This is a genomic window from Pseudomonas rhodesiae, from assembly GCF_013285305.1.
Classification (GTDB): Bacteria; Pseudomonadota; Gammaproteobacteria; order Pseudomonadales; family Pseudomonadaceae; genus Aquipseudomonas; species Aquipseudomonas rhodesiae.
Genome location: NZ_CP054205.1, coordinates 232,548 through 244,871, shown reverse-complemented (window position 1 = coordinate 244,871; position 12,324 = coordinate 232,548). Strand labels below are relative to the sequence as shown.

At 61.5% G+C, this 12,324-nt stretch carries 11 protein-coding genes; 5 read left to right on the top strand and 6 right to left on the bottom strand.

Going from position 1 to position 12,324, the window contains the following annotated elements; genetic code table 11:
• Window positions 1-9: 9 nt before the first annotated feature.
• From trpB to HRH33_RS01065, 3 genes are all read left to right on the top strand, one after another.
• Complete coding sequence (trpB, locus tag HRH33_RS01075) at window positions 10-1,236, top strand: tryptophan synthase subunit beta (RefSeq protein ID WP_167417374.1); 1,227 nt, start codon at window positions 10-12, stop codon at window positions 1,234-1,236.
• The gene (trpA, locus tag HRH33_RS01070) at window positions 1,237-2,046 is read left to right on the top strand and encodes a tryptophan synthase subunit alpha (protein ID WP_034101661.1); all 810 of its coding nucleotides are present in this window, start codon (window positions 1,237-1,239) and stop codon (window positions 2,044-2,046) included. It abuts the gene before it with no gap.
• A 174-nt stretch (window positions 2,047-2,220) separates the two neighbouring features.
• Window positions 2,221-3,879 carry an FAD-binding oxidoreductase gene (locus HRH33_RS01065; protein ID WP_167417373.1) on the top strand — a complete coding sequence of 553 codons (1,659 nt, stop codon included), beginning with the start codon at window positions 2,221-2,223 and terminating at the stop codon, window positions 3,877-3,879.
• Between the two features lie 68 nt (window positions 3,880-3,947).
• On the opposite strand, the gene HRH33_RS01060 is transcribed toward HRH33_RS01065, so the two are convergent.
• The 6 genes from HRH33_RS01060 to HRH33_RS01035 all read right to left on the bottom strand — a co-directional run bounded on the left by HRH33_RS01060 (window position 3,948) and on the right by HRH33_RS01035 (window position 9,695).
• The gene (locus HRH33_RS01060) at window positions 3,948-5,258 is read right to left on the bottom strand and encodes an MFS transporter (protein WP_034136328.1); all 1,311 of its coding nucleotides are present in this window, start codon (window positions 5,256-5,258) and stop codon (window positions 3,948-3,950) included.
• A 178-nt stretch (window positions 5,259-5,436) separates the two neighbouring features.
• On the bottom strand, window positions 5,437-6,585 hold the full coding sequence (dgoD, locus tag HRH33_RS01055; RefSeq protein WP_034111103.1) for a galactonate dehydratase: 1,149 nt from the start codon (window positions 6,583-6,585) through the stop codon (window positions 5,437-5,439).
• Window positions 6,586-6,632: 47 nt separating this feature from the next.
• The gene (locus HRH33_RS01050; protein ID WP_167417372.1) at window positions 6,633-7,253 is read right to left on the bottom strand and encodes a 2-dehydro-3-deoxy-6-phosphogalactonate aldolase; all 621 of its coding nucleotides are present in this window, start codon (window positions 7,251-7,253) and stop codon (window positions 6,633-6,635) included.
• A gap of 1 nt (window position 7,254) precedes the next feature.
• Complete coding sequence (locus HRH33_RS01045) at window positions 7,255-8,220, bottom strand: 2-dehydro-3-deoxygalactonokinase (protein WP_167417371.1); 966 nt, start codon at window positions 8,218-8,220, stop codon at window positions 7,255-7,257.
• A gap of 166 nt (window positions 8,221-8,386) precedes the next feature.
• Window positions 8,387-8,713, bottom strand: coding sequence for a DOPA 4,5-dioxygenase family protein (locus tag HRH33_RS01040; protein ID WP_034111099.1), 327 nt, complete (start codon window positions 8,711-8,713; stop codon window positions 8,387-8,389).
• 31 nt (window positions 8,714-8,744) lie between these two features.
• Window positions 8,745-9,695, bottom strand: a complete 951-nt coding sequence (locus tag HRH33_RS01035) for a choline sulfate utilization transcriptional regulator (RefSeq protein WP_167417370.1) — start codon at window positions 9,693-9,695, stop codon at window positions 8,745-8,747.
• A gap of 103 nt (window positions 9,696-9,798) precedes the next feature.
• Between HRH33_RS01035 and betC the strand changes: the two genes are divergently transcribed.
• Together betC and choX are read left to right on the top strand one after the other, a co-directional pair.
• Complete coding sequence (gene betC, locus HRH33_RS01030) at window positions 9,799-11,310, top strand: choline-sulfatase (RefSeq protein ID WP_173603346.1); 1,512 nt, start codon at window positions 9,799-9,801, stop codon at window positions 11,308-11,310.
• 18 nt (window positions 11,311-11,328) lie between these two features.
• On the top strand, window positions 11,329-12,243 hold the full coding sequence (gene choX / locus HRH33_RS01025) for a choline ABC transporter substrate-binding protein (RefSeq protein ID WP_123479135.1): 915 nt from the start codon (window positions 11,329-11,331) through the stop codon (window positions 12,241-12,243).
• The last annotated feature ends 81 nt before the right edge of the window (window positions 12,244-12,324 follow it).

The following is a 12,324-nucleotide window of genomic DNA, read 5'->3' as shown; positions in this document are numbered from 1 at the left end:
GAGCGTCCCATGACTCAGTCCCAGACCGATCTACGCAACGGCCCAGACGCCAGCGGCCTGTTTGGCACCTTCGGCGGCCGCTACGTCGCTGAAACCCTGATGCCGTTGATCCTCGACCTGGCCCGCGAATACGAAGCGGCCAAGATCGATCCGGCATTCAACGAGGAATTGGCTTACTTCCAGCGCGACTACGTCGGTCGCCCAAGCCCGCTGTATTTCGCCGAACGCCTGACCGAATACTGCGGCGGCGCCAAGATCTACCTCAAGCGCGAAGAGCTGAACCACACCGGCGCGCATAAGATCAACAACTGCATCGGTCAGATCCTGCTGGCGCGACGCATGGGCAAAAAACGCATCATCGCCGAGACCGGCGCTGGCATGCACGGCGTGGCCACTGCCACCGTGGCTGCGCGTTTCGGCCTGCAATGCGTGATCTACATGGGCACCACCGACATCGAGCGCCAGCAGGCCAACGTGTTCCGCATGAAGCTACTGGGCGCTGAAGTGATCCCAGTGGTCGCCGGCACCGGCACCCTGAAAGATGCGATGAACGAAGCCCTGCGCGACTGGGTCACCAACGTCGACAGCACCTTCTACCTGATCGGCACCGTGGCCGGCCCGCATCCGTACCCGGCGATGGTGCGCGACTTCCAGGCCGTGATCGGCAAGGAAACCCGCACCCAGCTGCAAGCCCAGGAAGGCCGCCTGCCGGACAGCCTGGTGGCGTGCATCGGCGGTGGTTCCAATGCCATGGGCCTGTTCCACCCATTCCTGGACGACAAGAGCGTGGAAATCATCGGCGTCGAAGCGGCCGGCCACGGCATTGAGACCGGCAAGCACGCCGCCAGCCTCAACGGCGGCGTACCGGGCGTACTGCACGGCAACCGCACCTTCCTGTTGCAGGACGACGACGGCCAGATCATCGACGCCCACTCGATTTCCGCCGGCCTGGACTACCCAGGCATCGGCCCGGAACACGCGTGGTTGCATGATATCGGCCGCGTCCAGTACACCTCGGTGACCGACCACGAAGCCCTCGATGCTTTCCACAAATGCTGCCGTCTGGAAGGGATTATTCCTGCACTTGAGAGCGCCCATGCCCTGGCCGAGGTCTTCAAGCGCGCACCGACGCTGCCGAAGGATCACCTGATGGTGGTCAACCTGTCCGGCCGTGGCGACAAAGACATGCAGACCGTGATGCACCACATGGAACAGTCTCAGCAGGAGAAACACTAAATGAGCCGCCTGCAAACCCGCTTTGCGCAACTCAAGGAACAAAACCGTGCCGCCCTGGTGACCTTCGTCACCGCCGGCGACCCTGGCTATGATGCTTCCCTGGCGATCCTCAAAGGTCTGCCGGCTGCCGGTGCCGATGTGATCGAGCTGGGCATGCCCTTCACCGACCCAATGGCCGACGGCCCGGCCATTCAACTGGCCAACATCCGCGCGCTGGCCGCCAAGCAGAACCTGGCGAAAACCCTGCAGATGGTTCGCGAGTTCCGCAAGGACAACAACGAAACACCGCTGGTGTTGATGGGCTACTTCAACCCGATCCACAAATACGGCGTGCCCGCTTTTATCGACGATGCCAAAGCCGCCGGTGTGGACGGTTTGATCGTGGTCGACATGCCACCTGAGCATAACGGCGAGCTGTGCGACCCGGCCCAGGCCGCAGGCATGGATTTTATCCGCCTGACCACGCCGACCACTGATGACGCGCGCCTGCCGACCGTACTCAACGGCAGTTCCGGGTTTGTGTATTACGTGTCGGTGGCCGGTGTGACTGGCGCCGGCGCCGCCACCTTGGAACACGTCGAAGAAGCCGTCACGCGTCTGCGTCGGCACACCGATCTGCCGATCAGCATCGGTTTCGGTATTCGTACGCCGGAACAGGCCGCCGCAATTGCACGGCTGGCGGACGGTGTGGTGGTGGGCTCGGCGTTGATCGATCACATCGCCAATGCCAGCAGTGACCAGCAGGCTATCGACGGCGTGCTCAGCCACTGCGCAGCATTGTCGGAAGGTGTACGCAACGCTCGTAAGTAAAGGCCTCAGGCTCCCGACTGATCTAGGCTAGGCTGAAGGTGGGCATTGCGCCCCACCTTCAACGCACTTCTTGCCTATTGCTGTCTAACCACCTCTGCAAGCCCCACCGTTCTTGCTCCGTCGGTCGTTAAGTTAGTTGCATCAGAAGTCATCATTGTCTCCCTGGAGTACATCATGGCATTTGATCTCGTCCCACCTTCAGACTCGCGTCACTCCACCTTGCAAAAAGGCTTCAACCTGCGCTGGCCAAAAGGCAACGTTCAGGGCGAGTCGTCGCCCGACGGCGCCAACCTGATATACCTGTGTCACACCCCCCAGGACATCATCGACGCCGCCGCCCAGGCATTGGCGATGCCCATGGGCCGCATCACCGTGCGCAGCGGCGGCCACTGTTACGAGGGCTTCGTCTCCAACGTGATGCCCAATGCGCCTGGCGAGGCATTATCGATTTTGGATGTAGGCCAGATGAACCAAGTGGCCTACGACCCCAGCGGGCAGATTGGCTCAGTGCTGATGCCCGACTCGACCTACCGCTACAGCGTGCGCCTGGAACCCGGTTGCCAGAATTGGGACACCAGCGTCGCGCTGTACAAGCTGGCGGGCAAAGCCTTGCCGAGCGGTTCCTGTTATTCGGTGGGGCTCGGCGGGCATATCTGCGGCGGCGGTTACGGGTTGCTATCGCGCAAATACGGGCTGGTCTGCGACTGGCTGGACGGTGTGGATATCCTGGTGGCCGATGCCACCGGCACAGGCCTTGAACCGGTGCATGTGTCCCGCGACAGCACCGATAGCGACGAGCTGGATTTGTTCGCGGCCTGCTGCGGTGCCGGTGGCGGCCAGTTCGGCATCATCACCAGTTACTACTTCAAGGCGCTGCCGCCGGCACCGAAGGAAGTGCTTTGGCTGCCGTTGGAATGGGATTTGAACGAACTGGACCGCACCAAGCTCGGCGGGCTGCTGGACGCTTATCAGCTCTGGTTTGCAAGCCATCAGGCAGACCCAAGCACCTGGGGCCTGGCCACCAAGCTGGAGATGCGTCACGCCAATACCGGCAATGTCACTCTAGGCATTCATTACGTCGACAAGGATGGCCAACTTGATGACCTCGCGCCCTTCGACGACTTTGTCAGCAGCATGCTCGCTGCGGTCGGCGGGAGTGCACGGGAATCATTGTTGCCGTTTCATGTGGTGCACCAGCCCAGCGGCATGAATAAGGGCCGCCACATCACCTCCCTGCGCACCGCCCATGACGCCGCCAGGCGCCTGGACTGGCTGTACGCCACGCAATCGCTCAACGGGTCCGGCGACAATCAGCGCGGTCGCTATAAATCGGCGTATCAGAAAGGCGCGTTCACGCTACAGGTCAAGGACGCGATCTGGAACACTTTGAAATGGCCCGACCCAGCGCAATACCTGACCCAGAGCCTGATCCAGATCCAATCGTTTGGCGGGCGCATCAACGAAATGGAGGCTCCGATCCTGGCGCAGACCTCCGCCGCCCAGCGTTCCTCGTACCTCAAATGGCAACCGCAGTGCTATTGGCATTCGGCGGACGATGCAGTGGACCAGGCCCATGCCAACTGGATTCGCGGACTTTTTAAAGCGGCGTTCAGCACCGGCGTGCCGGACGATGCGCAATTCGAGGGCTGCTACATCAACTACCCGGACTTGGATATGACCTACATCGGCGGCGACCCGGCCAATGCCAAGAACCCGTCGTGGTATGGAATTTTCTTCCCCAACCCCCTCATCGAGAGCCGTCTGCGTAGAACCAAGCAACGCTGGGACCCATTGAATGTGTTCCGCAACGAAATGTCGGTGCCACTCCCGTAACGACCGGCGCCTCTGAGGCTACAACCCCGCTGGCGAGGGCATTGCGCCCTCGCCAGCGGGTGGCTGGTTTACAGCTCGATGCGCTCGACCTTGCCTACCAGCAGCACGTAGGACAACGCCCCCAGCAACGCCAGCAGCGCGATGTAGGTGATCGCCGGCGCAAACGAATCGCCGCTGGCCAGGAAACCGATGACGATTGGCGTGGTAATCGCCGCCAGGTTGCCGATGAAGTTGAACACCCCGCCGGTCAGGCCCAACAAGCGCGCCGGGGCGAGGGTCGAGACCAGCGACCAAGTGATCGAAGCCAGCCCGTTGCCGAAGAACGCCACGGCCAGGAAGGCGATGACCAACGGAGTCGATTCGACGAAGTTGGCGCCGATGATCGCCGTGGAGATCAGCAGGCCGCTGATGATCGGCAACTTGCGCGCAAACCCCACGCTCGCGCCGCGCCGGATCAGCCAGTCGGAAAACAGCCCGGAACACAGCACCCCAACGAATGCCGCAAGGAATGGCAGCGACGCGAGCATGCCGGACTTGATGAAGTCCATGCCGCGGTACTTCACCAGATACGTCGGGAACCACGTCAGGAAGAACCACAGCGTGGAGTTCAGGCAGAACTGCCCGAGGTAGATCCCCCACAGTTTGCGCTTGCTCAGGACAATACCCAGGTCGACCCAGCTGAACGGCGTCTTGGTCTTGGCCGCTTGGGTGCTGAGGTCCACCAGCCCACCACCGTCGCGGATCAGGTCGATTTCGGCCTGGTTGATACCTTTGAAGTCACGCGGCTCGCGGTACACCGCGTACCAGATCGCCGCCCACAGAATGCCGACGCCACCGGTCACCACAAACACCATGTGCCAGCCATAGTGATGCTGCAGCCAAGCCAAGACCGGTGTCAGGAACGCCAGCCCGACGAACTGCCCGGAGGTGTAAAAGCCAATCGCCGTGGCGCGTTCACGCTCGGGAAACCAACTGGTGACCACGCGGCTGTTGATCGGATAGGCCGGCGCTTCCAACGCACCGACCGCCATGCGCAGCACAAACAGCGCAATAAAGCTGGCGGCAAACCCGAGCATCACCGTGGCGATGGACCACAGCAGCAGGGCAGCGGTGTAGAGAATGCGCGGCGGCACCCGGTCCACCAGCCAGCCGCCGGGGATTTGCATGGCCGCGTAGGTCCAGCCGAAGGCCGAGAAAATCAGGCCGACGTGCACCGGGTCGATACCCAGGTCACTGGTCAGGGCCGGCGCTGCAATCGACAGATTGCTGCGGTCCAGGTAGTTGATCACCACGGTGATAAACAGCAGCACCATGATGAAGAAACGCTTTCGGCTAGGCGTGACTAAAGGAGCCTGCCCGGTCAAGGATTCAGGTTGCATGGGGGGAGTCTCTTCTTATGTTTATTGAGGACAAGTCTTACTGAAGAAACCGGATTGAATGTGGGAGGGGAGGTTGCCGCCGATAGCTGAGTGTCAGTCGACAGCGTCAGTGGCAGGGCCATCGCAATCGGGGGCAAGCCCCCTTCCACATTTTTTACCAGGTATCTTCAGGTGAGCATCACCACTCGGCGAAGCTGCCGTCGGCGTGGCGCCAGATCGGGTTGCGCCAGCGGTGGCCGATGGCAGCGCGCTCGATCACGTATTCCTCGTTGATCTCGATGCCCAGGCCCGGGCCGTTAGGGATCTTGACGAAGCCCTGCTCATAATCGAACACGCCGGGGTCACGCACGTAGTCGAGCAAGTCGTTGCTCTCGTTGTAGTGGATCCCCAGGCTTTGCTCCTGGATAAACGCGTTGTAGCAGGCCGCATCCAGTTGCAGGCACGCCGCCAGCGCAATCGGGCCCAGCGGGCAGTGCAGGGCCAGCGCTACGTCGTAGGCTTCGGCCATGTTAGCGATCTTGCGGGTTTCGGTGATGCCGCCGGCGTGGGAGGCGTCCGGCTGGATGATGTCGACATAACCTTCGCTGAGCACGCGCTTGAAATCCCAACGCGAGAACAGGCGCTCGCCCAGGGCGATCGGGGTGCTGGTCAACGGCGCCAGTTCCTTGAGCGCTTCGTAGTTTTCGCTGAGTACGGGCTCTTCGATAAACATCAGCTTGTACGGGTCCAGCTCTTTCATCAGCACTTTGGCCATCGGCTTGTGCACGCGGCCGTGGAAGTCGACGCCGATGCCGACGTTGGGGCCGACCGCATCACGCACGGCGGCGACGTTGGCCAGGGCCAGGTCGACTTTTTCGAAGCTGTCGAGGAATTGCAGCTCTTCGGTGCCGTTCATTTTCACCGCAGTGAAACCACGCGCCACGGCGTCTTTAGCCGCGCGGGCAGTATCAGCGGGGCGGTCGCCGCCGATCCATGAATACACGCGGATTTTGTCGCGCACCTGGCCGCCCAGCAGATCGCTGACGGAAACGCCGAGGGCCTTGCCCTTGATGTCCCATAGCGCCTGGTCGATACCGGCGAGGGCGCTCATGTGCACCGCGCCGCCACGGTAGAAACCGCCGCGGTAGAGCACGGTCCAGATGTCTTCGATGTTGCGTGGGTCTTTACCGATCAGGTAGTCGGACAGTTCTTCAACGGCAGCAGCCACGGTGTGGGCGCGGCCTTCGACCACAGGCTCACCCCAGCCGGTCACGCCCTGGTCGGTTTCGACCTTCAGGAAGCACCAGCGCGGCGGGACGATAAAGGTCGTCAGTTTGGTGATTTTCATCTGTTATCTCTCTTGTAGATGCAGCGCCAGGGGCGCAGAACTTGAATTCAGCTCAGGGCTTTCCAGGCGGCGACATAAGCCTGGGCGCGGCTCGCTACCTGATCCACTGTCATACCCGGTTTGAACAACCCGGAACCCAGCCCGAACCCCTTGGCGCCGGCGTCGGTAAACACCTGCATGTTGTCCGGGGTAATGCCGCCCACCGGCAGCAACAACGTGCCCGCCGGCAATACCGCCAACCACGCCTTGATCACCGCCGGGCCCATTTGCTCGGCCGGGAACAGCTTCAACACGTCGGCGCCTTCGGCCAGTGCGGCAAAGGCCTCGGTGGGCGTAGCCACACCCGGCGACAGGTACAGGCCCGCCGCTTTGGCAGCGTGCAATACCTTGGCGTCACTGTGGGGCATGACGATCACTTGGCCACCGGCGGCTTTCACCTGCTCGACCTGCTCGGGCGTCAACACCGTGCCGGCACCGATCAGGCAATCGGCTGGCAAGCTGTCACGCAGGATGCGGATGCTGGTGTAAGGGTCCGGTGAATTAAGGGGTACTTCGATCACGCGAAAGCCGGCCTGGTACAGCACCTGGCCGACCGCCTGGGCTTCCTCCGTGCGCAGGCCACGCAGGATGGCGATCAAACCGTTTTGAGCGAGTGCTTGCTTGAGCATGTCAGGCCTCCGTTGCAGGTTGAGTGAGCCCGGCCGCCAGCGCCAATTGCCACAGGCCGCGCTCGGTGGCTTCTTCGGCCAGGCTGACATGGGCAAAGCCGCAGAGGGCGAGGGCGCGTTGGTAGCGCGCGCATAAAGGGCCGGCGCCGACCAGGATGATCGGGGTGTGCCGAGCGCGCTCAGGCAGACCGGCCAGCTCATGACCGATCATCAGACCGGACAGGTAGTCCGCTTGCTGGTCGGGCGCGAGTTCGGCGGTCAGGCCCAGAGTGCGGGCGCTGAACAGCGTCGACAGCACGCCGCGCTGGCCATCCTGAGAGCGCGCCACTTGCACGCCGCGATCAAAGGCTTCGGCCTGGAAATGTTCGCAAGGCTGTTGCGTACGCCCCAGAATGCTGTGCTTGCTGAGGATCGCGAACACTTCACCGGTCATAAAGGTGTCGAAATGGGTGATGCAGCCACCGACCACCTCGACCCACTTGGAGTGGCTGCCCGGCAGGCCGATCAAGACTTCACCGCCGGCCGCCCGGTTGTGCAGCACGCCGAGCACCTGGGTTTCTTCGCCGCGCATTACGTTGGGCAAGCGGCCTTGCTCGATCACGCCGGGCACGATATGTACCGCCACGCCACGCAGGCTGCGTACGGTGTGCAAGGCTTTGCCGAGACTGGCGACGTCCACCGGCGTATTGCGGTATGCCGCTTCGCTCCAGCCCTGAGCGCTGCCCACCATGCCGCAGGCGATCACCGGCAGGTGTGGCTCGGCGTCGAGCCAATCTCCACACGCTGCGTCGAACGCCAACTCAAAACCATCGCTGCAGCGCACGCCGGCAATGTCGCGGGGTTCGCTGGGCAGATGCATGATGCCCGACGCCAGCGAGCGTTGTTCCAGCACCACGCCTGCGGGGCCGAGTTTGTAAGCACGAAGGGAGCTGGTCCCCCAGTCGAGCGCGATCAATTGCGCCTGCATCGCTTCACCTGAAATGTGTGGGTGCTGAAATAAGCAGATGGGCGACTATAAACCTATGCGGTGAAATATCTCAATATATAAATGGCTATCCCACATAGTGGGAGATAGGCAAGCAAAGTCCTACGTGTCATCGGGAATGTGCGGACTTGCGTCTTGCAAGAAGAGGTTAAAAAACCGACAGATCCAGCTCGCGCATTGCACCCATCCAGATCGCGTAGTCGGTGTGGTCCTTCAACTCATCGCCGGTATCGGGGTGCAGAAACACCACCAGTCCGTTTCGATGCAGCGCCAGCCACGGCAGCATTACGCCGATGTACTCAGCGTCGAAGGCCAGTTGGCAGCTCCAGTCCGGGTGCGGGCCTACGGGGCGCTCATGCACACGGCCCATGCGTATCGGGAACAGCTTGGCCGCGTCCTCGCACAAGGCGCGCGCTTGTTCGAGCGTGCTGGCATCAAAGTAGATATGAGCGTGATAACCCTTGATACGGTGCATGACCGGCTCCGATGGGGATGTGCGCCAGATGCTAGACCGCAATCGAGGGCAGGGCCAGTCCGGTCAGCGATTGCGCGCTGCTGGCTTGTTCGGCCACCAGCCAATCGACGAAGCGCTCCACCAGTTGCCCACGCCGTTTGCGCTGCGGTTGCACCACGTAATAGCCGAAACGGGAGATCACCGTGTCGCTGAACGGACGGCACAGCCAGTTCTGTTCCAGCAGGTTATCCACCAGATGACGCCAGCCAATGGCCACGCCTTGGCCGGCAATCGCCGCCTGGATCAGTAAGGTGTAATTGTCGAAGCGCAATTGGCCGGGGGTCGGTGCGGCGCTGAGGCCCAATTCGCGGAACACGCCGCTCCAATCGAACCACTGGCTGTTGTTTTCCTGGCGCAGGTGCAGCAGGGGGCAGTCGGGCAAGTCCTGCACGGCCAAGGGTTTGTCCTGGCCCTTGAGCCACTGCGGGCTGCACACCGGGAAAACCTCCTCGTTGAACAACCACAGACTGTCGCCCTGCTTGAACCGGCCATCGCCGAACAACACCGCCACGTCGATATCGCTGCGCAAGGTGGCGTGGTTGCGTTCGCTGGTCACCAGGCTTACATCCACCTGCGGGTTGGCCTGGTGGAATCGATGCAGGCGCGGCATCAGCCAGTAAGCGGCGAAAGCAAAGTCGGTGGCCACTTGCAGCACTTCGTGCTGGCTGTGCTGGGTGATCGTACTCAGGCCTTGGTTGATGGCCTGCAGGCCGCCTTGGACGTGTTCGAACAGCAGCGCGCCAGCGTCGGTCAGTTCAATGCCACGGTAGATGCGGTCGAACAGGCGAATCGCCAATTGTTCTTCCAGGCGCTTGATCTGCTGGCTGATGGCCGGCTGGGTGGTGCCCAGCTCCCTGGCGGCGGCGGTAAAACTACGGTGGCGCGCGGCGGCTTCAAATGCGCGCAGCAGGTCCAGTGACAGATCTCCCAGGGCTTCATACATAAGCTGTGCTTATCCTAGACATTGCTTTTCATGGGCTTTACCCCATTTTTCATGGGCTGCATGCTCACTGGCATAAACACCGCCTATGGAATGCCGATAACCCATGAAGCGCAAGAACATTCTTTTCATCATGGCCGATCAAATGGCCGCGCCGCTGCTGCCGTTCTACGGTGCCTCGCCAATCAAGTTGCCCAACCTCAGCCGTCTCGCCGCCCAGGGCGTGGTGTTCGACGCCGCTTATTGCAACAGCCCGCTGTGTGCGCCCTCGCGTTTCACCTTGGTCAGCGGCCAGTTGCCAAGCAAGATCGGCGCCTACGACAACGCGGCGGATTTCCCCGCCGATGTACCGACCTATGCCCACTACCTACGCCGCCTCGGCTACCGCACTGCGCTGTCGGGCAAGATGCACTTCTGCGGCCCCGACCAATTGCACGGCTACGAAGAACGCCTGACCAGCGACATCTACCCCGCCGACTATGGCTGGGCGGTGAACTGGGACGAGCCGGACGTGCGCCCCAGCTGGTATCACAACATGTCCTCGGTGCTGCAAGCCGGCCCGTGCGTGCGTACCAACCAGTTGGATTTTGACGAAGAAGTAGTGTTCAAAGCCCAGCAATACCTGTTCGACCATATCCGCGAAGACGGCGACCAACCGTTCTGCCTTACCGTGTCGATGACCCATCCCCACGACCCGTACACCATTCCCAAGGCGTTCTGGGATTTGTACGACGACAGCGATATCCCCTTGCCCGCCACACCGGCCCAAGGCGACCTCGATCCCCATTCCCAACGCTTGCTCAAGGTCTATGACCTGTGGGACAAGCCGCTGCCTGTGGATAAGATCCGCGACGCCCGCCGCGCCTACTTCGGTGCGTGCAGTTACATCGACAGCAATGTCGGCAAACTTCTGCAAACCCTGGAAGACACCGGCTTGGCCGACGACACCCTGATCGTGTTCTCCGGCGACCACGGCGACATGCTCGGGGAGCGCGGCCTCTGGTACAAAATGCACTGGTTCGAGATGGCCGCCCGCGTGCCGCTGCTGGTATACGCGCCGGGGCAATTCGCGGCGGGCCGGGTGAGCGCTGCGGTGTCCACCGCCGACCTGCTGCCGACCCTGGTGGAACTGGCCGGTGGCGAACTGGACCCACGCCTGCCGCTGGACGGCCGCTCGCTGGTTCCGCATCTGCAAGGGCAGGGCGGCCATGACGAGGTATTCGGCGAGTACATGGCCGAAGGCACCATCAGCCCGCTGATGATGATCCGCCGGGGCGCCTACAAATTCATCTACAGCGAGGACGACCCTTGCCTGCTGTTCGATGTACACAACGACCCGCACGAGCGGGAAGACCTCAGCCAGTCACCGGAACACCGGCCACTGTTCGAGGCGTTTTTGCAGGAAGCGCGGGCTAAATGGGACATCCCGGCGATCCACCAGCAGGTGCTCGCCAGCCAACGCCGTCGTCGCCTGGTGTTCGAGGCGCTGACCCACGGCAAGCTGAAGAGCTGGGATCACCAGCCACTGGTCGACGCCAGTCAGCAGTACATGCGCAACCATATCGACCTCGACGACCTGGAGCGCAAGGCACGTTATCCACAACCCTGCCAACACTAATAAAACTGAGGGAAGGCCATGCAAAAGTTAACGGTAGTACTGAGCATCCTGGCGCTGACCAGCGCCAACGTGTACGCAGACACCAGTTGCGAGACGGTGAAGATGGCCGACCCAGGCTGGAGCGACATCGCCGCGACCAATGCCATCACCGGTTTTCTGCTCACGGGCATGGGCTACAAACCCAAGGTCGATACCCTGGCCGTGCCGATCACATTCGGCGGGCTCAAGGACGGCCAAGTGGATGTGTTTATGGGCAACTGGATGCCGGCACAACAAGGCTTCTACGACAAATTCGTGGCCAATGGCGACGTGGTGCAACTGGCGAAAAATCTCGACGGCACCGAGTTCACCCTCGCCGTGCCGGACTACGTATGGGATGCCGGCGTGCATAGCTTTGCTGACCTGAACAAATTTGCCGACAAGTTCGACAAGAAGATCTACGGCATCGGCTCCGGCGCACCGGCCAATATCTCGCTGCAAGAGATCATCAAGAAGAATGACTTCGACCTGGGCCAGTGGAAGCTGATCGAATCCAGCGAACAGGCGATGTTGGCCGAAGTGTCGCGAGCGGTGAAAAAACAGCGTTTCGTCACCTTCCTGGGCTGGACCCCGCACCCGATGAACGTGCAACTGAAAATGCACTACCTCAAGGGCGGCGAGAAGTACTTCGGTGACACCGGCAGCGTCTACACCCTGACACGCAAAGGTTATGCACAGGCCTGCCCGAACGTAGGAAAACTGCTGACCAACTTGAGTTTTACCCAAGAGATGGAGAACAGCATTATGGCCGAGGTCGCCAACAACAAAGTCAGCAATGCCGACGCGGCGAAGGCGTGGATCAAGGCGAACCCAGCGGTACTGGACAAGTGGCTCGACGGCGTAAAAACCCTGGATGGTCAGGAGGCATTGCCGGCGGTAAAAGCCAAACTCTAAAGGCTGACATTGTGGGAGGGCCCCCTCCCACAAACTTCGGTGTGTACTGATACCCTGATTCAAACCTTTTCAACCGAGTTA

What these genes read in the sequence shown, in the direction of transcription:
- HRH33_RS01045 (WP_167417371.1), bottom strand. Translation starts at nt 8,220, where the DNA reads ATGCAGGCGCAATTGATCGCGCTCGACTGGGGGACCAGCTCCCTTCGT.
- HRH33_RS01065 (WP_167417373.1), top strand. Translation starts at nt 2,221, where the DNA reads ATGGCATTTGATCTCGTCCCACCTTCAGACTCGCGTCACTCCACCTTG.
- choX (WP_123479135.1), top strand. Translation starts at nt 11,329, where the DNA reads ATGCAAAAGTTAACGGTAGTACTGAGCATCCTGGCGCTGACCAGCGCC.
- trpA (WP_034101661.1), top strand. Translation starts at nt 1,237, where the DNA reads ATGAGCCGCCTGCAAACCCGCTTTGCGCAACTCAAGGAACAAAACCGT.
- betC (WP_173603346.1), top strand. Translation starts at nt 9,799, where the DNA reads ATGAAGCGCAAGAACATTCTTTTCATCATGGCCGATCAAATGGCCGCG.
- HRH33_RS01035 (WP_167417370.1), bottom strand. Translation starts at nt 9,695, where the DNA reads ATGTATGAAGCCCTGGGAGATCTGTCACTGGACCTGCTGCGCGCATTT.
- HRH33_RS01040 (WP_034111099.1), bottom strand. Translation starts at nt 8,713, where the DNA reads ATGCACCGTATCAAGGGTTATCACGCTCATATCTACTTTGATGCCAGC.
- trpB (WP_167417374.1), top strand. Translation starts at nt 10, where the DNA reads ATGACTCAGTCCCAGACCGATCTACGCAACGGCCCAGACGCCAGCGGC.
- HRH33_RS01060 (WP_034136328.1), bottom strand. Translation starts at nt 5,258, where the DNA reads ATGCAACCTGAATCCTTGACCGGGCAGGCTCCTTTAGTCACGCCTAGC.
- HRH33_RS01050 (WP_167417372.1), bottom strand. Translation starts at nt 7,253, where the DNA reads ATGCTCAAGCAAGCACTCGCTCAAAACGGTTTGATCGCCATCCTGCGT.
- dgoD (WP_034111103.1), bottom strand. Translation starts at nt 6,585, where the DNA reads ATGAAAATCACCAAACTGACGACCTTTATCGTCCCGCCGCGCTGGTGC.